The sequence below is a fragment of the Spirillospora sp. NPDC052242 genome (assembly GCF_040679555.1).
In the GTDB taxonomy this organism is placed as follows: Bacteria; Actinomycetota; Actinomycetes; order Streptosporangiales; family Streptosporangiaceae; genus Spirillospora.
Window position 1 is genome coordinate 1 of the sequence record NZ_JBFAUZ010000030.1, and the last position, 23298, is coordinate 23298.

Sequence of the window (23298 nt, forward strand, 5' to 3'; positions counted from 1 at the left end):
GACGCGATCAACGAGAAGAAGAACGAGGGCGCGGCCAAGGAGTCCCTGGAAGTCGTGGACGTCTCCCAGCTCCTGATCCGCTCCATCAAGGGCGAGGGCAGCGCCCCTGAGAAGGAGCCCGTCGCCGCCGAGTAACCCGGCACGACGCACGCGCGCGGCCCCGTCTCCGGTTCGTCCGGGGGCGGGGCCGTTCGCATGTGCCGGATGGTCAAGGCTTCTGTAGCACGCCATGGACGGGTAGGAAGATCCACGCGGGTAGAGATCGGCTCATGGCCGTCCTCGTCTCCGTCCTCGCGTTCTTCATGACGCTCGCGGGCGGCCTCGCGGCCATGAAGGTCCGCGACCACCGGCACCTCGTGCTCGGCCTCGCCGGCGGCCTGATGCTCGGCGTCGTCGCGTTCGACCTCATCCCCGAGTCCCTCGAACTCGCGGACGCGCACCCCCTCGGCGTCCCCGCCCCCATGATCGCGTTCGCCGCCGGGTTCCTGCTGCTGCACGTCGTCGAGCAGGCCGTCGCGATCCACCGCGCCCACGAGGACGAGTACGCCCCGCACGTCCACGCCCACGGCGAACCCCACGGGCACCGCACCGGCCACGGACACGGCCACGCCCTCGGGAACGGCTCGCAGGCCGGACTGCTCGCCGCCCTCGCGCTCGTCCTGCACAGCCTCGTCGACGGCATCAGCATCGGCCTCGGCTTCCAGTCCGGCACCGACGTCGGCGTCGTCGTCACCCTCGCCGTCGTCACCCACGACTTCGCCGACGGCTTCAACACCGTCACCGCCGCGTCGCTGCGCCGCACCGACCGGCGGCCCGCCCTCGCGCTCCTGCTCGCCGACGCCCTCGCCCCCATCGCGGGCGCCGCGCTCACCACGCTCGTCACCGTCCCCGACGCCGTCCTCGGCCCCTACCTCGGGCTGTTCGCCGGGGTCCTGCTCTACCTCGCCGCCGCCGAGATCCTCCCCGAGGCCCACAGCCGCCACCCCCGCGTCCTCACCCTCTGCGCGACCGGCCTCGGCCTCCTCGCCGTCCTGTTCGTCGTCGGGCTCGCGCACTGAACCGCCCCGCAACGGCAGAGGGCCGTCCGGTTCGCACCGGACGGCCCTCTGACACCTGCGTAACGTCCCAGGTCGGGAGGGACGTTCAGCGGCGCGCGATCAGCCCGTCATGGACGTCGCGAAGTTCGGGTTCGCCTTCAGCCACTCGTCCACGGCCTGCTCGGGCTTGCCCTTGTACTTGTTCTCCAAGAGGTCCTCGAGCGACCCCAGCTGCTTGTCGTCCATCTTGAACTTCTTCAGCCAGCCGGCGACCTCCGCCTGCTCCTCGCCGAAGCCCTCGCGCGCGACCGTGAAGATGCCGTCGGGCTTGCCCATGGCGCCCTTCGGGTCCTTCAGGTCACGGATCGGGAACTTCGCGTAGGCCCAGTGCGGACGCCACAGCGTGACGACGATGTTCTCCTTGGCCTCGATGGCCTTCTGCAGCTCGGTGAGCATCGCCGGCGTCGACGACGTCTTCACCGTCCACTCGTCGTCCAGCCCGTACGCCGGGAGCATCTCCTTCGACGACACCCGGTACAGGCCCGAGCTCTGCTCGATGCCGACGATCGTCCCGTCGTACTCCCCGTGCTTGCCCTTCAGGTCCTCGAGGGACTGCAGCGGCGAGTAGTTCGGTACGGCGATCGTCAGCGGCGCCGAGTCGTACCACGACCCGACCTTCTCCAGCTTGTCGCCGTACTGCTTCCAGTAGTCCTCGTGCGTGCCCGGCAGCCAGGCGTCGAGGAACAGGTCCACGTCGCCCTGCGCCATGCCCGTGTACAGCGGCCCGGTGTCGAGCGTCTTGATCTCGACGTCGTAGCCCTTGTCCGTGAGCAGCTTGTCCCACAGGTGCGTGGCGGCCTCACCCTCGGCCCAGCCCGAGACCATGCCGATGGTGATGCTCTTGTCGTCGCCGCCGGAGTCCTCCGACCCGCACGCCGCGGTGCCGAACGCGAGCGTCAGAGCCACGGCCCCGATCGCCAGACCTTTGAGTTTCAGGCGCATGCCCGTCCTTTCCTTGTGTTGCGTGCCTGGCCGGTCTAGATCTCGACAGCGACGGTGCGCGAGACGCTCGAACGGTCGCCCAGGGCACCGGTGAGCCGGTCCAGGAAAATGGCGAGCACGACGACGGCGATGCCGCCCTCGAACCCGGCGGCGACGTCGACGCGCTGGATGCCGCCCAGCACCACCTCGCCGAGGCCGCCCGCGCCGACCATGCCCGCGATCACGACCATGGACAGCGACAGCATGATCAGCTGGTTGACGCCCGCCATGATCGACGGCATCGCGAGCGGGATCTGGATCCGGGTGAGGATCCGGCCCGGCGGCGTCCCGAACGCCTCGCCGGCCTCGACCATCTCCGGGTCGACGCCGCGGATGCCGAGCTCGGTCAGCCGGACGCCCGGCGGCATCGCGAAGATCACCGTCGCGACCATGCCCGGCACCGGGCCGATGCTGAAGAAGAAGATCGCCGGGATCAGGTAGACGAACGCCGGCATCGTCTGCATCAGGTCCAGCACCGGCCGGAGCACCCGGCTCACCATCTCGTTGCGCGCCGCCGCGATGCCCAGCGGGATCGAGATGACCACCGCCACCACCGCCGACACCAGCACCAGCGCCAGCGTGTCCATCGCCGGCTCCCACAGCTCGATGCTGTCGATCAGCATGAACCCGAGCAGCGCGAACAGGCCGACCTTCCAGCCCGCCACGAACAGCCCGATCAGCGCCAGGATCGCGACCAGCACCAGCGGCGGCACCGCCAGCAGCCCCTCCGCGAGGCCCTCCACGGTCGCCTCGCCGATCGTCACGATGCCGTCGAACAGCCAGCCCAGGTTGTCGTTGCACCAGCCGACGATCGTGGAGAACCACTCGCCGACCTCGATACGCGGCAGCTCCACCGCCATGCCCGTGCTCACGCCTGCTCCTTGCTCAGCGCGGGCTCGGGCGCGACGACGTCCTGCACCACCGCGTCGTCCACCTGCGTGTTGATCGCGCCCAGCGCCGCCAGCAGCGTGACCCGCGGGATCACGCCGAGCAGCGTCCCGTCCTCATCGGCCACCGGCACCGGCAGGTCGCTCTCCGCGCACCGCGCGAACAGCTCCGCCACCGGGGTGTCCGGCGGCACCGGCTCCGGGTCCTCCGCGTCGATCAGGCCGTCGAGCTTGTCGACGCCGTCCTGCACCGCGTCGGCGACCTTCGCCGCACGCACCCGGCCCCGCAGCTTGCGGTCCTTCGTCACCACGAACGCGGCGGACGTCTGGTGCTCGCGCATCGTCCGCAACGCCGTCCGCGGACCCGTCGTCGCGAGCACCGTGACCAGCGGCTTCTCCATGACCGACGCCGCGGTCAGCACTCTGGTACGGTCCACGTCCGCGACGAACTGGGCGACGTAGTCGTTCGCGGGATCGGTCAGGATCTCCTCGGCCGTCCCGATCTGGACGATCCGCCCCTCGCGCATCACCGCGATCCGATCGCCGATCCGCATGGCCTCGTTCAGGTCGTGCGTGATGAACACGATCGTCTTGCCGAACTTCGACTGCAGGTCCAGCAGCAGATCCTGGACCTCCCGCCGGATCAGCGGGTCGAGGGCGCTGAACGCCTCGTCCATCAGAATGACGTCGGTGCCCGACGCCAGCGCCCGGGCGAGCCCGACACGCTGCTTCATCCCGCCCGACAACTGTCCCGGGAGCTTGCTCTCCCAGCCCTCCAGCCCGACCAGCTTCAGGAACTCGCGGGCGGTCTTCTCGCGTTCTTCCTTCGCGACACCACGAACCTCGAGCGCGTACGCGGCGTTCGCCAGAACCGTTCGGTGAGGGAAGAGCGCGAAGTGCTGGAACACCATGCTGACCTTGTTCTGCCGCGCGGCCCGCAGGGCCTTCGGCGACAGTTCGGCGATGTTCTCGCCTTCGATCTCGATGCTGCCCGCCGTCGCCGGCAGCAGCCCGTTCAGCATCCGGATCAACGTGGACTTCCCGGAGCCCGAAAGCCCCATGACCACGAAGATCTCGCCCTGCTTCACCTCGAACGTCGCGTCGACCACGGCCGGCGTGACGCCGAGCTTGCGGACCTCCTCGGGGTCCGCGCCGTTTTTGATCCTCCGTTGTGCCTCGGCCGTCTTACGGCCGAACAGCTTTGTGACGCCTTCCGCGCGGAGTATGGACACGATCTCCTTCCGGGTTCCCACGTCCAACCGGCGCGGAAACGGGTCGCCTACACGTCCAGGCGCCCGGACTCGACGAGACTCACGTAAAGAGACTGTCAAGCGAACGCCAACACTCTGCGTCGCTCGAAACTACCTGCTGAGGGAACATGTTTCATCTTTTGGTGAGTTCAGTCACGTTAGGGTCACAAAACAGACACGTTCACACCTTTGTCCGGTGGAAGTTCAGGTACGACCGCGACGGCGTCGGCCCCCGCTGTCCCTGGTAGCGCGACCCGTACTCCCGCGACCCGTACGGGTGCTCGGCCGGCGAGCTCGTCCGGAACAGGCACATCTGCCCGATCTTCATCCCCGGCCACAGCTTGATCGGCAGCGTCGCCACGTTCGACAGCTCCAACGTCACGTGCCCGTTGAACCCCGGGTCGATCCACCCCGCCGTCGAGTGCGTCAGCAGCCCGAGCCGTCCCAGCGAGCTCTTCCCCTCGAGCCGCGCCGCCAGATCGTCCGGCAGCCCGAACACCTCGAACGTCGACGCGAGCACGAACTCCCCCGGGTGCAGCACGAACGCCTCGTCCGCCTCCACCTCCACCGGCCGCGTCAGGTCCGGTTGCTCCATCGCGGGGTCGATGTGCGGGTACTTGTGGTTCTCGAACACCCGGAAGTACCGGTCCAGCCGCACGTCCACACTGGACGGCTGAACCATGCCCGGCTCGTACGGGTCGATCCTGACCCGTCCGGACTCGAGCTCGGACCTGATATCGCGATCGGAGAGCAGCACGCAGAAAAGCTACCCGGTCCACACGCCCCCGCCGATCCGGTACGATGGCGCAAGCGCGGACGGCGACCCCGTCCCACGCGGGTGTAGTTCAATGGTAGAACTTCAGCTTCCCAAGCTGACAGCGCGGGTTCGATTCCCGTCACCCGCTCGCATGATGAAGGCCCAGGCCAGTGATGTATCACTGACACTGGGCCTTGCTTGTTCATCACCCGGCGTGCCCGCTACGTGCCCGATGCCTCGCCGGAGCCCTTCCGGCGCTTGTCCCGCTTCTTGGCCTTCTTCGCCTTCTTGAGTTCGCGCTCGACCATCTTCCCGAGCGTCGAGGCGATCTCGCGGTCACGTTCGCTGCGCGCGTGAAGGTAGACCTGGGCCGCCCGGATGGACGAGTGCCCCATGCGGTTCATCAGCTCGGCCAGCGAGGCGCCCGACTCGGCCGCGTAGGTGTTGCCCGTGTGCCGGAGGTCGTGGATGCGGATCTGTCCGACCGGCAGGTCTGCCCGCTCCAGAGCCCGAGCCCACACCTTGGAGAGGTTGCTCCGCCGGAGCTGGTTGCCCCGGACGCCGACGAAGACGAAGCCGTCCGGTCCCGGTTGGGCGTACTCGTCCAGGTGCTTGCGCACGTCCGGAATGATCAGGTCGGGGATCGCGACGGTCCGCCGGCCCGCCTCCGACTTGGGCTTTCCCTGCACGAGCGGCCCGAGTTCACGGTCTCGTCCACGCGCACGGTCCCGGCGTCAAGGCGGCGCCGCTTCGCGCCGCCGCAGGCCCGGCGGCTACGCCGCCCCCGGGCGTGCGGCGTGGGCGCCGGTCCCCGGACGGCGGACCGCCGGGCCGCTATTGCCGAAACGTCAGCCCGATCTACTCGGCGACGGGCGTAGCGCTGGAGCGTCGTCGTCCGGCTGACGGTCCCGGCGTGCATGGGATCGAGCGTGCGCTTACCAAGGGGTCTCGCGACCCCCCATGGACCCCCGCGCGCCGAAATACTCATTCGCGCGATGCCGCCCTTGCCGGGCTGGGGCCGTTCGCGCGAATAAGCACTTCGGAACGTGGGTGCGTCCGTCCGGGAGGACGACGAGGCCGAATGATGGACCGGACTGACATCGCCCCTGAGGTAGGGATCGCTGACTAACCTTCGTCGCGACGCTCACGACGGCGTATCCGCGAGTTGCGCACCGACGTAACGATCAGGCCGATCCACGTCCCCGCAAAGCCTCCTAATAGACCGGTGCCGATCGCACTGTCGGAACCGAGGTCGGCTGCCCACAGCACTCCTGCGAGCCCACCGATAACGAGACCCACGAACGCACCTAGCACATGCCCCTCCGACCGCCGACGACCGTCTCAGCCTTCCCTCAGCCCACAGCAGCCGTCCACCCAGTCACCACAACGGAACACCCTGGCCTCTGGGCCCGAAGCCGTCTCGCGAGCGTGCCCGTTGCGTGCCCGTCAGGGCGGACGATCACGGGCGCGTGCGGTCGCCAGCGGGGTTGAGGACACGCGAGGGCAGGTCAGCGGGTTCCCTGGTGATCGTTGATCTAGGGATGAGTGATCCCAAGCTGACAGCGCGGGTTCGATTCCCGTCACCCGCTCCACAGTCTCCGCAGGTCAGGCCCCTGCAGCACGCGTAGCGATCGCGCTCTCAAAATCGCATGTCAACCAGATGTCAATCTGTCTCCGCGTGACCGCGCGAGACTGTGACCCATGCCATACCGCCCTGGAGCGCGTCCAGCGACTCGGCGATGAACAAAGTGGCGCGCTCGTTCGCGACAGCCGCTCGTTGCCGACTTGCGGGAGGGAACGGGCGTCAGTGTCGGGGTTTGCCGGTGCACACGAAGTTCTCGGCCTGGTCGACGTCACCGTGGCCCTTGTACTTCGGCCAGCGCGGGTATTCGCACAAGGGGCGTGTGCGGTGTTCGGCGGCGGGGCCGGCATCGGTTGCGACGGGCTTCGTGGGCGGCTTGTTTCGGCTCGCCCAGGTGTCCAGGGCGGTGAGGGAGTCCCAAGCCAGGTCGAAGCGGCCGTTCCCATGGGCCATACCGGGTTGGACGTAGTAGCGCACGAAGCGGTGGATCGACGAGCCGTAGCGTAAGGCCATCCGGTCGTAGTGGGCGTTGGTCAGCTCCTCCGGGACCAGTACGTCCGTGGTGCCCTGCACGATGATGAGCTTGCCGCCACGGCGAGCGAAACGGTCCACATTGGGGTCGGTCGTGGCGAGGAGCCGCGACAGCTTTCTGACGCGCTTCTCGTACTTTCGATAGTCGAAGTCCGTCAAGGAACCGTTGCCGTCCTGCCTGACGAGGTAGCGGACGACGGGCCCCAGCAGCCCGAGGTAGCCGGCGGCCTCGGCGTTTCCCGCGTCGTCGAGCAGCATGGTGAGATCCGCGCCGCGCAAGAAGGGGTAGCGGCCGATACCGGTGACCCCGTTCGCCAGTGGGAAGGCGAACTCATGAGGAGATGCCGCGGTCCGCATGGTTCGGATCTGAGCGGGGGTCAAGCAGGTGGTGTCCGCGCCTTCGGGTTCGTCGGGGCAGCGTAGTGAGTTGATGGAAAAGGCACTGTCGCAGCCTCGGACGTTGGAGATCAGTCCATCGAAGGCGCCGTCGAGGCCGTCACATGTGCGGTACACGGCGTCTGTGACCAGTCGCTGTTCGGTGACGTCGAGATGGGCTCCGGGACGGTCGTAAGCCTGGTGCCACATGCGGTACCAACTGATCATCATCGCCTGATTCTCGATGGCCGGATAGTAGGCGATGATCCCGTCGTAGTCGTCACCGTAGCGTTGTGCGGCGACGAGTCCTTCGTGTCCTCCCTTGGAAGCTCCTACGTAGTACTGTTTTGTGGGTTCTTTGGTGTAGTACTTCTGGATTAGGGTTATGGCTGCATCGCGAGTGCGTTTTACGCTTTCCCCGGAGAAATTGGCGAGCGCCTCCTCGTTCAAGGCGAAGGATCCGGCAGGTGCGGTGCCCACGGCGGTGCCGCCGTCACTCCCGAACGTGACGTAGCCGCGGTCGATCGGCGGCTGTCCCTGGGCGGGATCGGCGTTGACGAACCCGGGGGCGACGTTGAGTCCGGTGACGACGGTTCCGTTGAACCCGCTGCCGCCGAACTGCACCGACTTTCCGTTCCATGACGTGGGCAGGTTGATCTGGAAGTCGATGTCGGGCGCCGCGGGGTCGAAGCTGTGCACCGTCCCACGGAGAAGGCAGAACTCGGGACGGCCGCTCGCCCGGTCGGTGCGGTGGAGCGTTGCGGAGACGACCTCGCCACCGCGGGTGGGAAGGCCGATGGCCGTGGCCGCGACGCGCTGTCCCGCCATGGACGCGCACCTGGCCTCGGCGTCGGCCACGAAGGTGCGGGCCGGACGCTCGGCGGCCATGGCCGGGGAGAAGGCCGCGAGCAGGCTGCCGCCCGTTGCGGTCAACGCGGTGACCGCGGTTGCGACAATGTGTCTTCTCATGTGTCTTTCGATTCTCGTGGACCGGTGGTCTCGGGTTGTCGGTTACTGCTCGTCGCCCGCGCGGATCAGCATTTCGTTGACGGCGATCCGTCGATCGCGCGTGACGATGTAGCCGATGGCGTCCGCGATGTCGTCCGCTCGCAAGCCCTCGATTCCGGCGATGCGCCGGCGGGCGGATTCGTGGACGATCTCGCTGGGTCGGTCCAGCAGTTCGGTTTCCACGGTGCCGGTTTCCACAGTGCCGGTTTCCACCACGCTGACTCGGACCTGTTCATCGTGCAATTCTTGGCGGAGTGATTCGCTGAACGCCTTCAGGCCGGACTTGGTGAAGCTGTAGACGCTGCTTCCCGGCGGGGCGGCTCGCCCGGCGGTCGAACCGAGGTTCACCAGGTCGGCCACCTGGCGGGGGGAGGTCGACGCCGCGTAGATCAACTGCGGGACGGCGGCGTGCGTGATGTGCAGGAGCGCCGCCACGTTGAGCGCGACCATTCGATCCCACTCGTCGACGGTGGTGTGCAGTGCCGTGTCGAGCAGCCTCAGATCGGCGTTGTTGACCAGGACGTCCAGGCGCCCCAGCCGGTCGAGCGTGTCCTGCACCGCCTCCTCGGCCTTGTCCGGCTCGGTGATGTCGAGCGGTATCTCGACGGCGTGCCCGCCCAGCTTCGCGATGCCGTCCGCGACCTGGTGGAGGCGTTCACCGACGAGGGCGACCGCCGCGCCCTCACGGGCCAGGCGGTGCGCGGTCGCGGCGCCGATCCCGCTGCCGGCGCCGGTGACGAGCGCGACCGCTCCCTCCAGCGGCTGGTCGGACATGACTGCCTCGATCCCTTCATGTCCAGGGAGCGCGCGTCCGGGTGCGGGCGGCGGGCCGCCCACGGACGCCGGCCACGGTCTCCCGGACCGCTGATGACAGGACGTAGCCGCCGCGCTGCGGGATCCGGCCGGGCATCCGGCGCCGCTCCCGGCACGGGGGAAACGTTCGGCGAGATGCCGACCCGTCCAGCTTGGGCGTGGCGCTCGCGGTTCGCACCAGGGTGTGTCCCTGGTCCACCCCCGAGCCATGGGTGGGGAGCCGGGGGGACGGGGCCCACCGGGGTTCCCGGCGGCCTTCCGCACGTCAGTGCGGAGCGGAGTCACCCAGGGACAGAGCATCGGAGAGCTCCCTGCGGGAGCTGATGCCGAGCTTGATGAAGATCTTGCGAAGGTGCCATTCGATCGTGCGGGGGCTCAGAAAGAGCCGGGCCCCGACCTCCGGGTTGGAGAAGCCTTCCCGCACGAGCATCGCGATCTGCTCCTCCTGAGGCGTCAGCGCGTGACTCGGCGAAATCTCGTCCTTGCGCTTTCGGACGGTCTCGCCGGTGGCGAGCAGCTCCCGGCGGGCCCGTTCGGCGAACGCCTCCATCCCGATCGACTGGAACATCTCGTGGGCGGTGCGCAGCCGGGTCCGCGCCTCGGCCGGCCGCCGGTTCCGGCGCAGCCACTCCCCGTAGAGCAGGTGAGCGCGCGCGAGTTCGGGGCGCAGCAACGTCCGGTCCAACCGCTCGATCGCCTGGAGGTAGAGGTCCGCCGCGGCGGTGTCGTCGCTCAGCAGCGCTCGGCAGCGCGTCAGGATCCCCTGGGCCCAGTCCGTGTCGCACGGTTCCGTCACGTCCGCCAGATCGTCGAGTGCACCGTGCGCGGCGTTGTCGTCCCCGACGCGCACCGCCGCCTCGACGAGTTCGGGCAGCGCCCATTGGGAGACGATCACATTGGCGCTCTGGATGGTGGCCTGGGCGGCCGACAACGCTCGCTCATGGTCGGCGAGGCCGTTGTGGAGTACCGCGGACGCCCACTGCGCGGACGCGACGCCGTTCAGCTGACCGGAGGCGCCCGCCTCCTCGATCGTCGCGGCGATCAGTGCCGTGGCCTCGGCCTCCCGGCCCCGCATCGCCGCGAGCAGGAGCCGGGTGTGGCGCGTCATGGGCACGCCCGCCGCGGCGGCGGCCGCTTCGGACTGGGCGTCGATCACGGCGGCCGCGTCGAGATCGCCGCTCAACAGGATCGGTATGCCCAGTGCGTGGAGATAGACGGGGAGCTCGGTCAGGGCACCGGCCGCCCGGACCTCCTCGACCGCCCTCGCGGGTGTCTCGGGCATGACGCGGTCCTCCCAGAGGAGCGCGGTCAGACCGCAGGCCGCCCAGCCCCACTTCAGGATGTCCTTCATGGGGTGGTGCTCGATCGCGGCCAACGCCCTGCGCAACGTGGGAAGCGCGGCTCTGCGCCCGTCGGTGATGAGCAGCGCGTAGCCCTCGAGGACGAGGTCGAGGGCGCTCGGCTCCCCTGCGGGGCGCGGCAGTTCCCGCATCGCCCGCGAGATCGCCACGAGGCTGTCCCGGTTCCCCGCCCCGAACGACGCGCTGGCCCAGGCGACGAGGTAGGTCTCGCGCGCCAGATCCATGTCGAAGGGCTCCAGCCGTTGCGCGGCCGCCAGGAGCATGGGCGGCGCCTTGTCGTTGAAGCCGGTCGCGAACGCGATGTGACTTCGGATGAGGTGGGCGCGCGCGTGCTGGTGCTCGCTCCGGGCGTTCCGGGCGGCGACGTCGAGGAGTTCGCGGGCGGCGTCGAGGTCGCCCGCCTGGAGGCCGGCGTCGGCGGCCGCCAGGGCGCGTTCGGCCCGCTGCGAGGTGTCGACGGTCAGGGCCACGGCCCGCTGCAGGAAGGCCGCCGCGGCGGCCAGCCCGCCGCGCGCCTGGGCCCGGTCCGCGGACCGTTCCAGTTCGGCGGCGACGGTCTCGTCGGGGCCGGTCGTCGCGGACGCGAGGTGCCAGGCGCGGCGGTCCGGATCGGCCTGCGCGTCGGTCTCCTCCGCCAGTGCCAGATGCACGGCCCGGCGGTCCTTCTTCCTCGCCGACCGGTACACGGCGGATCGCACGAGCGGGTGGCGGAACATCACTCGCATCCCGAACGTGACAAGCCCGTCCGTCCCGGTCGCCAGGGCTGCGGCCGGGGTGACCCCGAGCCGTTCGGCGGCACGCCGGACCAGCGCCGGATCACCGGTGGGTTCCGCGGCGGCGACCAACAGGAGCATGCGGGTCCGCTCGGGCAGATCTTCGATTCGGTTCTGGAAGCTCTGCTCGATCCGCCGGGGCAGCGAGCCGGCGTGCAGCAGGCCGAAACCGCCCGCCATCTGTGTCACGGTCAGCTCGCGCGGCAGTTCCAGCAGGGCGAGCGGGTTGCCCTGGGTCTCCGCCACGAACCGCTCTCGGACGTGCGGGTCGAGCCGGGCTTGCGTCGCCGAGTCCAGGAGGGCGTGGGCGTCCGCGTAGCGCAGCCCGGTGACCTCCATCTCCGGCAGCCCGAGCAGTTCCTGGCGCTGTTCCCGGGAGCCGAAGACGAGGGCGACCGACTCGGCCAGCATCCGGCGGGCGACGAATCCGAGGACCTGCGCCGAGGCCCGGTCCATCCAGTGCGCGTCGTCGACCACGCACAGCAGAGGGCCCTCCTCGGATGCCTCCGACAGGAGGCTCAGTACCGCCAGCCCGACCAGGAAGCGTTCGGGCGAAGGGCCAGCCCGCATTCCGAAGGCCGTCTCGAGCGCGTCCCGCTGGGGCTCGGGAAGATCGTTCAGCCGGCCCTGGAGCGGTGCGCACAGCTGATGCAAGGTGGCGAAGGCCAGCTCCATCTCGGACTCGACACCGACCGCCCGCAGCACCCGCATGTCGGTCGCCGCGCGCTCCGCGTACTCGAGCAGCGCCGACTTGCCGACGCCCGGGACGCCGTGCACGACCAGCACACGGCTCTCCCCGGTACGGAGTGCCGCGATGATCCGGTCGAGAGCAGCGCACTCCGCCGCCCGCCCGAGCAGTTCGACATGGTCCGTATGCCCGGCCCCGCGTGCACGTTGGTCCACCGCTCCCCGCCCTCATCGCAGTCAGTGCTGCCGGCAAGGCTGATTATGTCTGGAAAAACGCCCAGGATGTGCGGTCCCGACCGGTGACGACCAAGGGCACGGACTCCTCCGGTTCACGCGCCGGCATGGTCCGCTAAGCGCCCGGCGCCGCCTGGTCGAGGTCGGCGAGCGCGGTCTTCAACTCGGCGCGGCCTTTGATGCCGAGCTTGCCGAAGACCTTGCTCAGGTGGTACTCGGCGGTGCGCGCGCTGATGAAGAGCCGGGCGCCGATGTCCCGGTTCGTGAGTCCCTCGCGAGCGAGCCGGGCCACGTTGAGTTCCTGGTCGGTGAGCCATGCGACCACCCCTTGCGCGGGTACGCGGGTGTTCTCGCCGATGGCGTTCAGCTCGCGTGCGGCGCGGTCGGCGAAGCCGTTCAGGCCGACGTGCAGCAGCACCTCGTGCGCCGTCCGCAGGTGCTCCCGCGCCTCGGCGTGCCGACGGCGGCGGCGCAGCTCCTCGCCGTACAGCAGACGGCACCGCCCGATCATGATCGGGATGCCCTCGCGCTCGAAGCGCTCGATCGCCTCCAGGTACAGCGCCTCGGCCTCGTCGCCGTCGCGCACCTGTGCCTTCGCCATCGCGAGCACGGCCAGCGCCCAGTTGGTCCCGACCGGCCGTGTGACCCCGGCGAGCTGCTCGAACGCCTGCTCGGCGAGCGCGGTGTCGCCGGTGTGCGCCGCCGCCTCCACCAGCTCGCCCAGCACGCGCATCGCGTGGCTCAGCTCATGGGTGTACGGCAACTCCCGGCGGCCGGAGACCACCACCTCGGCGAAGCGCCCCAGGCCGTTGTAGAGGAGGGTCTCCGCGAAGTTGACCGCGCTCAACCCGTAGCCCTCGCCACGGGCCTGCGCGTCGAGACGGATCTGCGCGGCCAGGCGTTCGGTCTCCTCGGCCTGCCCCCGGTACGCCGAGAGGAACATCCGCCCGTACTGCGGCAGGGGGCTGCCGGTGACCTCCTTGATGGCGTCGATCTCGTCGCACGATGCTTCGGCCGCGTCCAGCTCGCCGTCGACCGTCTGCGCCACCATCAGCAGGCTCAGTGCGATCGGCAGCACCGTCAGCACGCCGTCGGCGCGGGCCAGCATCACCTGCCGATCCGCGAGCGCGCGCAGCCCGCGGGCGTCCCACAGGTCCTGCGCGGCGCGCGAGGCGAACCACATCCAGTGCAGCTCCAGCGCGTCCGGAGCCTCGTCGAGGAACGCGCGCTGCGCCCGCCGCAGCGTCTCGATCGCGGCCTCCTGGCCCTTCGCGGCGAGAAGGGCCTGCCCGCGCAGGATCAGATCCCGCGCACGCCCGGATTCCTCACCGTCGGTCGCCTCCAGGATCGCGTTCGCGACCTCGGCCACCTGCTCGGCGTCACCGAGACGGCCGCCGTACACGGCCGCCGTCAGCGCCTCGATGTAGGTGTCGCGGGCCAGCACCGGATCGAGCCCTTCCAGGCCCTGTGCCGCGGCGAGCAGCAGCCGTGCCCCGCTGCCGTCGCGCCGGAGCGCGTACCCGGCACGAGCGCGCAACCGCGCGATCAATGCCTCCTGCAACGCGGAAAGCGGCAGCTCGGCGGCGATGTCGAGCAGGCGGAGGGCCGCCGCGGGCGCGCCCGCGTCGTGCTTGGCCTCCGCGGCCGCGATCAGCCGCTGCCCGCGGCGGTCCGGTTCGGGCGTCAACTCCGCCGCACGCTCCAGGAACGCGCCCGCGGCCGCGGCCCCGCCGCTCCGCCGGGCGCGCACCGCCGACCGCTCGAGGTCGGCGGCCACCTGCTCGTCCGGACGCGGCGTCGCGCGAGCCCGATGCCACGCCCGGCGGTCGGGGTCGCGATCGGCGCCGGTGGCGTCGGCCAGCGCGGCGTGGACCCGGCGCCGGTCCTCGGGCGACGCCGCACGGTAGACGGCCGATCGCACGAGCGGATGCCGGAACTCGACGCGCGTGCCCACCGTCAGCGCGTCGGCGTCCTGGGTCGCGTCGAAGTCGTCCGGGCCGACGCCCAGTACCGCGCTGGCGCGCCACAGCAGTTCGGGATCGCCCGTCGGGTCCGCCGCCGCCAGCAGCAGCAGTAGACGTGCCGACTCCGGCAACGGCTCGAGTTGCGCGACCAGGCTCTGCTCGATGCGGCTCTCCAGCGGCATCGAGCCGCTCGGCGCGGACCCGTCGGCGAGCCCCGCCGGGCTCAGCGCCCGGGGCAGTTCCCGCAACGCGAGCGGGTTGCCGCGTGCCTCCACGATCAGCTGGTCGCGGACGCGTTCGTCGAGGCCGCCGGGGGCCGCCAGGCGCAGCAGCTCGCGCGCGTCGTCGTCTCCGAGGCCCTCGACCGGCAACCGCCGGAGCCCGCCGAACACCTCGCCGACCGTGCGCATGACCAGCACGAGGACGATTCCCTCGACGTCCAGGCGCCGGGCGGCGAACGCCACCGCCCGCGCCGACGCATCGTCCAGCCACTGCGCGTCGTCGACGACACAGAACATCGCCCGGTCGCCCGCCGCCTCGGTGAGCAGGCCGAGCACCGCCAGCCCGACCAGGAAGGGACTGGGCGCGGACGCCCGCCGCAGCCCGAACGCCGCCTCGAGCGCCTCGCGCTGCGGTGCCGGAAGGCGCTCGGCCGCCCCCATCATGGGCCCGCACAGCTGATGCAGGCCCGCGTAGGCCAGCTCCATCTCCGACTCGGACGCCACGATCCGTTCGACCCGGACGTCCGCCGCCATCCGCGCCGCGGCGTGCTCCAGGATCGCGGTCTTGCCGACACCGGCCTCACCGCAGACCACCAGCGCATCGCTCCGGCCCGCACGAGCCCGCTCCACCAGCGCGTCCAGCTCGGCGAGCTCGCGACGCCGTCCCCGCAACGGTATGGTCCCGGTCACTCCGTCACCCGCACGGGGACGCGCAGACGCATGCTGTCTCCCACGGCGTCACCTTCGCTGGCCTTGCCGAAGCAGGTGGATTCTTTTCAGATCACCCTAGCCGGGACATTGCCGGTGCACGAGCGGTGACCTGGGCCGGCCCGGCGGGGAACTCACCGGGACTGCTGGAGGTCGCCCGGACGCAGGCGGTATTCCTGGAGCAGGAGCCGGTGGTACCTGTCCGTCTCGCCGACCCACTCCATACCGATCCACTCGACCGTCGCGGCGGCCCGCCTGTTCGCCGGACGGACGAGCGAGATCACCTCCTCGAGCCCCTGCTCGAACGACCACCGGGCCAGGGTCAGCCCCGCCTCGGTGGCGTAGCCGTGGCCCCACTCCCGAGGATGGAGTTGCCATCCCATCTCGTACGCCTCGTCGGGTGGCAGCGGCAACAGCGTCGCGCCGCCGACCAGCTCTCCCGTCTCCAGGCTTTCGATGGCCCAGCGGCCGCCGGGGACGAGCAGGCGCCCGTCCTCGGCATGCCACCTCTCCAGGATCGCCCGCATGGCCGCCAGATCCGGAACCCGGTCCATGGCGGGACTCAACCAGCGTGCGACCTCGGCGGTTCCGTAGACACCGAGCGCGGCGGCGGCGTCGTCCACCTTCCACGGCCGCAGGACGAGGCGTTCGGAAGCCAGTTCGTGCGTCAGGTCCCGGTACTCGGGGTGCCGGGCGATCCAGCCGGAGTAGAACGGGCACACCGCGCGCACCTTGAGCCCCTGCGAGCGGACCTCGTCCAGCGAGGCCCGGGCGAGCGCCGCGCCGACGCCGCGCCCCCCGTACGCCGGACGCACCTCGGTGTGCGTGAAGGTGATCCGCGCCTGGCCGCGGGTGTACTGGGCGAACCCGGCCAGGTCACCGTCCACCCATGCCTCGTACCGGTTCTTCCGTGGGTTGTCGGTGACTGTCACGCCTGACATGGACGGCTCCTCGATATGTCGATCGTGTACGGCCGGATTCAGCGGAGCGCGTCCAGTGCGGCTTCCACGGCCCGGTGGAAGGTCGGGTAGGTGTAGATCATGTGGGCGATGCGGGCGGTGGGCACCTCGGCGTGGACGGCGACGTTCAGCCCGTACAGCACCTCACCGCCCGCGGGACCGGCCGAGGTCGCGCCGACCAGGACTCCGCGGTCGGCGTCCTCGACGAGCTTGATGAACCCCTCGGTGCCCGGACCGTGGATCCAGCCGCGCGTGGACGAGGCGATCGGCACCAGCGCGGTGCGCACTCGCATCTCCTGTTCGCGAGCCTGCCGCTCCGTCAACCCCACGGCCCCGATCTCGGGATCGGTGAAGGTGACGCGGGGCAGTGCCCGGTAGTCGGCGTCGGGACCGGGCTCGCCCACGATGTCGCGGACGGCGATCCGCGCCTGGTACATGGAGACGTGGGTGAAGGCGCCGCGGCCGGTGACATCGCCGACCGCCCACAGCCCGTCACCGGCCCGCATCTGCCCGTCGGTGGGCACGGCGCGTGCCGCGGGATCGACCCCCACGGTGTCGACCGCCAGCGCGGCGAGGTCCGTGCGGCGGCCGGTCGCGACGAGGAGACGCTCGGCCCGGAGCGGTTCCGGTTCGCCTTCGAGCCGGACCTCGAACGCCGTGCCGTCGTGGTCGACGCGTGCGGCCCGAGCCCTGTGCCGGACGGTGACGCCGTCAGCCCGCAGCACCCTCTCGGCCAGCTCCCCGGCTTCCGGTTCCTCCCGGGCGAGCAGCCGTTCATGACCCTCCACGACGGTGACCGCGCACCCGAAACGGGCGAACACCTGGGCGATCTCCACCCCGATGGCGCCGCCGCCGAGCACGATCATCGACGCGGGGAGCTCCTCGGTGGCGATGGCGTCCCGGTTGGTCCAGTACGGCGTCGCCGGCAGACCCGGGATGGGGGGAATGACGGGACGGGTGCCCGTGGCCAGCACGACGCCGCGCCGGGCCCGATAGGTGGTGTCGCCCACGGTCACCCGACGGGGCCCCGCGAGCCGCCCCGTCCCGCGGACCAGCCGCACGCCCTTGGCCACCAGGCGGTCGGCGGCCGCCCGGTCGTTCCAGGCGTCGGTGGCCTCGTTCCGGACGCGGTCGGCGACCCGCTTCCAGTCCGGGACCGCCTTCCCTTCCCCGGCCAGGACGGGGACGCGGCCGGCCTCGGCCAGGACGTCACCGGCGCGGATCATCATCTTGCTGGGGACGCAGCCCCAGTACGGGCACTCGCCCCCGACGAGTTCCGCCTCGACGCCGACCACCTCAAGTCCCGCTTCGGCGAGCGCGCCCGCGGCGAACTCACCGCCGGGCCCCAGTCCCACGACGACCACATCGACTTCGACGTTCACGCGGCTTCCCTTCTCTTCCTCTTCTCGGGGCGGCGATGATCCTCATGGCCGCCCGGCTGATTCCCCGGGCCGACGCCGGTCGTCGGTTCCGGTCTTCGGGAACAAGGTCATTCGGCCTCGTACGCCAGCACGAGGCGGGCGAGGTCCACCCGGGAGTTGATGTCCCATTTGGCGAAGACGTGCCGCAGATGGGTGTTGACCGTGTGGCGCGACAGGAACAGTTGCTCGGCGACCTGCCGGTTGGTGGCTCCCCGCGCCACCAGCCGCACCACCTCGACCTCCGCCGCCGTCAGCCCCCAGCGGCCCTCCTCCGCGCCGTCGCGGGGCCGATGCGCCCGGCGCACACCGAGCAGGCGCAGGCGCCTCCGTACACGGGCCGCGTCGCGTGCGGCGCCCGCCGCGCCGTACAGGTCCAGCGCGGCGTCCAGGAGATGCCGCGCGGCGGGGTCGCCGCGCTCGCCGAGAACCCGTCCCGCGTCCTCGGCCGCCGACGCGCGGACCAGCGGCCGTTCGGTCTCCTCGAACAGCTTGACGGCGTGCAGCAGGAGGTCGGGGTCGCCGTCGACGATGCCGCGAGCCTGGGCGGCGACGCCCCTGAACAGGGTGTATCCGTGATCGAGGCTTTCGGCGCGGGCAGCGGCGGCGCTCGCGGGCCCGGGGAGCCCGGCGCGCAGCGCGAGGCGGACGAGGACGACGTGGTCGGCGGGATCGGGCGGTGTCCCGGGCGGCGAGCCCGGGGCTTCCGGGGCCTCCCAGGCGCGCTCGATGAGCGTGGCGACGCGAGCGGTGTCGCCCAGGGCGTCCGCGGCCAGCGCGGCCAGCCACGCACCGGCGCGCCGGACCGCCGGCGCTTCGTCGTCCATCATCCGCGCACCGTCGGCGGCGCAGCGGCGGATGCCCTCCCGGTCGCCCAAATGAACCGCAGCCCTGCCGAGCGCGTACCGGACCGCGGCGTCGGCGCCGTCCCCCGAGGGCGGGGAGCCGGACGAGGCCAGGGCGGTGTCGGCCGCGGTGCGGACGGCGTCGAGCCGGCCCGCGGCGAGCAGGATCCCCACGCGGGCCATCGACCACAGGTGCGCGGCGGCCGTGTGCCCGGTCCGCCGGGCGGTGCGGACACCGTCGTCGGTCTCCCGCAGCGCGGCCCGGATCCGCCCGGACGCGGCGAGGAGGTACGCCCGCCCGCAGGCCGCGGGCGCCCACGGCGGTTCCGGTGTCCGAGAGCGGGCGGTATCGGCGTCGGCCGCGTCCTGGAGAAGGGCGTCGGCCCTGTCCTGGAGCTCGAAGGCGAGATCGAGGTTCAACCGGGACAGCTCGATCCCGGCCCTCGCGGCGAGCACCGTGGCTTCGGCCGCGGGGCCGGTCCCGGCGGGGACGCGGTCACCGGCGGCGATGGCCTGCGCCGCGCGTCCCGTCTGGGCGAGATGCAACGCCTGGACGGCGGACAGACCGGCGCGCAACCCGACCGGCAGGCCCGGCAGCGTCAGGGCGGTCCGGCACTGGCGGAGAGCCTCGGCGGCGGAGTAGTGGCCCACGACGCGCGCCACCCTCAACCGCAGTCCGGCCTCGTCCTGCGGGGTGAGGAAGCCCTTGAACGCGGTGTCCGCCAGCGCCTCGGCCTCGGTATACCGCCCGATCCGTCCCAGGAGGTCCACCGTCTCACCGACGATCTCGGCCGTGCACGGCCCGGTCGTACCCGAGAGTTCCAGCGCCCGGCGGCACAGCACCACCGCCTCCGCCGGCGCGTCGGGGGCCAGGTCCGCCGCGGCCTCGCGGAGCAGCGCAACGGCTCGGTGGTCGCCGGGCACCGCGCTCGCGGCGAGGTCGGCGGCGATGTCCACCGCCCTCGCGCCTCCCGCCACGCGGACGTCCACCGATCGGCGCCGCAGGCTGCGGCGCAACGCCACGGGGAGCGTCTCGGCGACCGCCTGCCGCATCAAATCGTGCTGAAACTCCAGGTGGGCGTTTTTACTGAGCAGAATGCCGGCGTCGACCGCAGCACTCGCCCCCGCTGCCACCTCACCGACCGGAGAGCCGGTGAGCAGGCCCAGTTCTTCGACCGTGAACGCCCGATCGAGGACGGCGGCGCTCTGCACGCCCACTCGGGCGGGCGGCGGCAGCCGGTCGAGCCGCCGCCGGACCATCGCGTGGAACCGGCGCGGGATCGTTTCGGCGGTCGCCGAGGCGACACCGTCCCGGATCGCCACGAGCCCGTCCTCCCGCATGCCCTGAAGCAGTTCGACGACCGGTCCCGGCATGCCTCCCGCACGCCGCACGAGGTGCCGGATGGTCTCGCCGGGTTCGGCTCCGAGGAGGTCGGCGGCCAACGCGATCGCGGCGCGGTCGGGCAGTGGACCGAGGACGATCCGATGCCCGCGGCCCTTCCGCGTCCGCTCCAGCAGCGGGAGCGCGCCGGACGTGACACTCGGGACGCGCTCCCCTGCGAGCACCCACAGGAGCGCGGTGTCCGCCGAGTCGTCCAGAAGCGTCGCCAGTGCCGCCGACGTCAGCGGATCGAACCACTGCACGTCGTCGAGGCAGACCACCAGCGGTGCCGAGCCGGTGCGCGGTGCTTCCAGCATGGGGCCGGGGGGACCCGGGAACCCGCCGGTCTCCTGCCGGCAGGACAGGCCCGCGGCGAGAGCACGGGTACGGACCTCCGCGAGCAGCCGCGTCCGTCCCGAACCCGGCGGGCCCTCGATCACCACCACACCGCCTTCTTCACGGGCCAGTGCGGCGAGTCGTCCCTGGAGCGGTTCCAGTTCGGGCTCGCGACCCCGCAGCGGGAGATCGGCGCCCTCGCGGGGACGCGCCGGGCCGGAGCCCGCGCGTACGCACGCCGTCCGCGTCATCTGTTCGACCGCCATGACTCCTCCGTTCGCCCCCCGGCCGACGGCGGTTGCCGTCAGGACACACTGTGGCCGCGCGGGCACCGCGGTCGTATCCGGGAGCCCCTGGCCCGGGTCCCTGGGGTGAGGGCGGGCCGAGCCCCGGGGGTGGCGTCGCGAGCGAGCATGAGCAGGCCGGGGACCCGGCTCCATCCCACGATGTCCATCAGCTTGGCCAGATGGGGCGCGACCGAGCGCAGCACCAGCCGCCGGTCCTGGAGCCCCAGCCGGGACGCGGCCGCGGCCAGGGCGCGCAGCCCGCCGACGTCGATGAAGCTCAGCCTCTCCACGTCGACCCACACGTCGCCGGAACCGTGCTCGAGAACGCTCGACAGCGCGGTGGTGAAGGAGGCGAGGGTGGTGAGGTCGATCTCCCCGTCGACGACCAGGTACGGGGGCTCGAAGACGCCGTCCAGACGGAGCAGCGCGCTGCGCACCCGCACACCTTCGAGGAGGAAGCCCGAGCCGTCGCGGGTCTGTGCCCGGTCGCCTCCGGAGCCCGCCGCGTCGGGGCCGTTCTCTACGGCCTGGTCGGTCATGCGCTCTCCCGTGAAAGTCGCCGAATTCGGTGGGAACCCGATCGGGTGCCGTCGCGCAGCACTTCCGCGTCGACGACGTCCCGTAGCGCCTCGGCGGCGTCGGGGTTGCGCTCCGGGTCGAGTGAACGGAGTGCGCGCAGGTCTTCGAGCGATGCGATCTCCGGTGGTGCTGCGGTCCCGGTGGACGGCCGCTGTGGGTGGTTCACGAATGTCTCGATTCGGTGAGGGGAGGGCGGACGCGCCGCGCGGTCGCCGCGGCGGTCGTCACAGGAGGGGTTCCGGGCCGGCCCGCTACTCCACGAGCTTTCCGTGGGAGGAGACCTCCCGCATGAGTGCGGCGATCTCCGCGGGGATCGGCGGGATCTCTTCTCGTTCGATCCGTCCGGGCCCCGACCACACCAGGTTGACCTGCAGTGATTCGTCGAGTTCGGGGTAGTCCGAGCGGTTGTGGCAACCGCGGGTCTCGCGCCGTTCCAGGGCCGCCTCGAGGGTCGCCCGGGCGGCCAGCAGGGTGGACCGCAGATCGAAAGCGTGCGCGAGGTCCTGGTAGCCGGCGTTGTCGGGATGGACGCCGATGTCGCCGGTCAGCGCCTCGATCGCGTCCAGTTCGGCCAGGCCCGCACGCAGGCCCGGCTCGTCGCGGACGACCCCGCCGTGCTCGGTCATGACGTCGCGGACCGCGCGCTGAAGGAACCGGACGTTCTCCGGGCCGTCGCAGGCCAGCAGTTCGTCGACCTCGTGACGCGCCTCCGCCAGCGCGTCCGCGTCCCGGCGCTGGGCCTGGAGGCCGGCCGAGTAGTCGGCCGCCGCGCCGCCCGCGATCCGGCCGTACACCAGCAGTTCGATGAGAGAGTTGCCGCCGAGGCGGTTGGCGCCGTGCAGGCCGCTGGCGGCCTCGCCGATGGCGTACAGGCCCTCGACGTCGGTCCCGTGGTCCTCGGGACGCACGCGCACGCCGCCCATCGAGTAGTGCGCGGTCGGGGCGATCTCGATCGGCTCCCTGGTGATGTCGAGCGTCTGCAACTCCAGCAGCGTCTGGTGCACGCGCGGCAGCCGATTCATGATCGTTTCGCGGGGCAGGTGCGACACGTCCAGCCACACCCCGCCGTTCGGCGTACCGCGGCCCTCCTTGATCTCGGTGTAGGCGGCCAGCGCCACCCGGTCGCGGGTGGACAGTTCCATCCGCTCGGGGTCGTAGCGGGTCATGAACCGCTCGCCGAGGTCGTTCCGCAGGATCCCGCCCTCGCCGCGCGCCGCCTCCGACACCAGCGTCCCGGCGACGTCCTCGGGTGCGAGGAGTCCGGACGGGTGGAACTGCACCAGTTCGGGATCGCGGATCCGGGCACCGGCGAGCACGGCCAGCCGGAACGAGTCGCCGGTGTTCTCGTCCCGGCGGGAGGAGGTGCGCCGCCAGATCCGGGTGTGCCCGCCCGTGGCCAGGATCACCGTGTCGGCGTGGATGACATAGCGTCCGCCGTCGCGCAGATCGAAACCGTACGCCCCGAAGATCACGTTGTCGCGTACGAGCAGACGGGTGATGTACGCGGTGTCCAGGATCGGGACGTCCAGTTCGGCGGCCCGCCGCACCAGGGCGCGTTGGATCTCCAGCCCCGTGTAGTCGCCGCTGAAGGCGGTGCGCCGGTAGGTGTGGGCGCCGAAGAACCGCAGGGAGATCCGCCCGTCGGCCTCCCGGGCGAACGGCATTCCGTAGCGGACGAGGTCGTCGATGCCGCGCGCGGCGCCTTCCGTCACGATCCGCACCGTCCGCGGGTCGGCCAGGAGGTAGCTCTCCTGCAGGGTGTCGGCGGCGTGCTGCTGCCAGGTGTCCTGCGGGTCCATCGTCGCCAGAGCGGAGTTGATGCCCCCGGCGGCGAGCGTGGTGTGGGCATCGGCCTTGGGGCGTTTGCCGACCGCCAGCACGCCGACGCCCCGCTCGGCGAGCTCGATCGCGGCGCGCAGCCCCGATCCACCGGTGCCGATCACCAGTACCGGTGTCGACAGCCGTCGCTCGGAACCGTCCATGATCACTTCTCCTTGTCGTTCGTCGGCTCAGCCGGGTGGCAGGGGCGGATCGAAAAGCCATTGGCGGAGGACATCCGGACGGTCTCGAAACAGCCGAGGCCGTGGTCGACGAGCCCGTGATCGCCGATGACCGGCAGGTCGGCCGCACGCGCCGCCTCGTGCGCGGACCACTCGACGGCCCGCAGGCCCGCCGGTGAACCGTCGGCCACCACCACCGGCATCTCCGACCTCCTGGTTCCCGTGTTCGCGTCGCGGGCGGCGGGTACGCGCCCTCGCCGCCCC

The 23298-nt window shown here is 71.3% G+C and carries 16 protein-coding genes, 1 tRNA gene and 1 pseudogene; 2 read left to right on the forward strand and 16 right to left on the reverse strand.

Annotation, left to right across the window (positions count from 1 at the left end; genetic code table 11):
* The first annotated feature begins 269 nt into the window (after window positions 1-269).
* Window positions 270-1058, forward strand: a complete 789-nt coding sequence (locus AB0L25_RS23890; RefSeq protein ID WP_500174881.1) for a ZIP family metal transporter — start codon at window positions 270-272, stop codon at window positions 1056-1058.
* Between the two features lie 99 nt (window positions 1059-1157).
* On the opposite strand, the gene AB0L25_RS23895 is transcribed toward AB0L25_RS23890, so the two are convergent.
* The 4 genes and pseudogenes from AB0L25_RS23895 to dcd form a co-directional block, all read right to left on the reverse strand.
* A complete protein-coding gene (locus tag AB0L25_RS23895) occupies window positions 1158-2039 on the reverse strand; it encodes a glycine betaine ABC transporter substrate-binding protein (RefSeq protein WP_500174882.1) in 882 nt (293 codons plus the stop codon).
* A 35-nt stretch (window positions 2040-2074) separates the two neighbouring features.
* Window positions 2075-2863 (reverse strand): annotated as a pseudogene (locus AB0L25_RS23900) (ABC transporter permease); the annotation flags it as partial.
* Between the two features lie 83 nt (window positions 2864-2946).
* A complete protein-coding gene (locus AB0L25_RS23905; RefSeq protein WP_500174883.1) occupies window positions 2947-4197 on the reverse strand; it encodes a quaternary amine ABC transporter ATP-binding protein in 1251 nt (416 codons plus the stop codon).
* A 199-nt stretch (window positions 4198-4396) separates the two neighbouring features.
* Window positions 4397-4972, reverse strand: coding sequence for a dCTP deaminase (gene dcd / locus AB0L25_RS23910; protein ID WP_500174884.1), 576 nt, complete (start codon window positions 4970-4972; stop codon window positions 4397-4399).
* Window positions 4973-5049: 77 nt separating this feature from the next.
* Between dcd and AB0L25_RS23915 the strand changes: the two genes are divergently transcribed.
* Window positions 5050-5120, forward strand: a tRNA-Gly gene (locus tag AB0L25_RS23915).
* A gap of 73 nt (window positions 5121-5193) precedes the next feature.
* Here AB0L25_RS23915 and AB0L25_RS23920 read toward each other — a convergent pair.
* From AB0L25_RS23920 to AB0L25_RS23975, 12 genes are all read right to left on the reverse strand, one after another.
* Window positions 5194-5661, reverse strand: coding sequence for a tyrosine-type recombinase/integrase (locus tag AB0L25_RS23920; RefSeq protein WP_500174885.1), 468 nt, complete (start codon window positions 5659-5661; stop codon window positions 5194-5196).
* A gap of 1115 nt (window positions 5662-6776) precedes the next feature.
* Window positions 6777-8429 carry a tannase/feruloyl esterase family alpha/beta hydrolase gene (locus AB0L25_RS23925; RefSeq protein ID WP_500174886.1) on the reverse strand — a complete coding sequence of 551 codons (1653 nt, stop codon included), beginning with the start codon at window positions 8427-8429 and terminating at the stop codon, window positions 6777-6779.
* Window positions 8430-8471: 42 nt separating this feature from the next.
* Complete coding sequence (locus AB0L25_RS23930; RefSeq protein WP_500174887.1) at window positions 8472-9242, reverse strand: SDR family NAD(P)-dependent oxidoreductase; 771 nt, start codon at window positions 9240-9242, stop codon at window positions 8472-8474.
* A gap of 304 nt (window positions 9243-9546) precedes the next feature.
* On the reverse strand, window positions 9547-12318 hold the full coding sequence (locus AB0L25_RS23935) for a helix-turn-helix transcriptional regulator (RefSeq protein WP_500174888.1): 2772 nt from the start codon (window positions 12316-12318) through the stop codon (window positions 9547-9549).
* A gap of 133 nt (window positions 12319-12451) precedes the next feature.
* Window positions 12452-15211, reverse strand: a complete 2760-nt coding sequence (locus tag AB0L25_RS23940) for an AAA family ATPase (protein ID WP_500174889.1) — start codon at window positions 15209-15211, stop codon at window positions 12452-12454.
* Window positions 15212-15363: 152 nt separating this feature from the next.
* The gene (locus tag AB0L25_RS23945) at window positions 15364-16170 is read right to left on the reverse strand and encodes a GNAT family N-acetyltransferase (RefSeq protein ID WP_500174890.1); all 807 of its coding nucleotides are present in this window, start codon (window positions 16168-16170) and stop codon (window positions 15364-15366) included.
* A gap of 38 nt (window positions 16171-16208) precedes the next feature.
* The gene (locus AB0L25_RS23950) at window positions 16209-17570 is read right to left on the reverse strand and encodes a dihydrolipoyl dehydrogenase family protein (RefSeq protein WP_500174891.1); all 1362 of its coding nucleotides are present in this window, start codon (window positions 17568-17570) and stop codon (window positions 16209-16211) included.
* A 107-nt stretch (window positions 17571-17677) separates the two neighbouring features.
* On the reverse strand, window positions 17678-20434 hold the full coding sequence (locus AB0L25_RS23955) for a helix-turn-helix transcriptional regulator (protein ID WP_500174892.1): 2757 nt from the start codon (window positions 20432-20434) through the stop codon (window positions 17678-17680).
* Window positions 20435-20472: 38 nt separating this feature from the next.
* Window positions 20473-20994 carry an STAS domain-containing protein gene (locus AB0L25_RS23960; protein WP_500174893.1) on the reverse strand — a complete coding sequence of 174 codons (522 nt, stop codon included), beginning with the start codon at window positions 20992-20994 and terminating at the stop codon, window positions 20473-20475.
* Window positions 20991-21200 carry a hypothetical protein gene (locus tag AB0L25_RS23965; RefSeq protein ID WP_500174894.1) on the reverse strand — a complete coding sequence of 70 codons (210 nt, stop codon included), beginning with the start codon at window positions 21198-21200 and terminating at the stop codon, window positions 20991-20993. Before AB0L25_RS23965 ends, AB0L25_RS23960 begins: the two co-directional genes overlap by 4 nt.
* Window positions 21201-21285: 85 nt before the next feature.
* Window positions 21286-23016 carry an L-aspartate oxidase gene (locus tag AB0L25_RS23970; RefSeq protein ID WP_500174895.1) on the reverse strand — a complete coding sequence of 577 codons (1731 nt, stop codon included), beginning with the start codon at window positions 23014-23016 and terminating at the stop codon, window positions 21286-21288.
* 2 nt (window positions 23017-23018) lie between these two features.
* Window positions 23019-23237 (reverse strand): hypothetical protein, encoded by a 219-nt coding sequence (locus tag AB0L25_RS23975; protein ID WP_500174896.1) that lies wholly within the window; start codon window positions 23235-23237, stop codon window positions 23019-23021.
* Window positions 23238-23298: the final 61 nt, after the last annotated feature.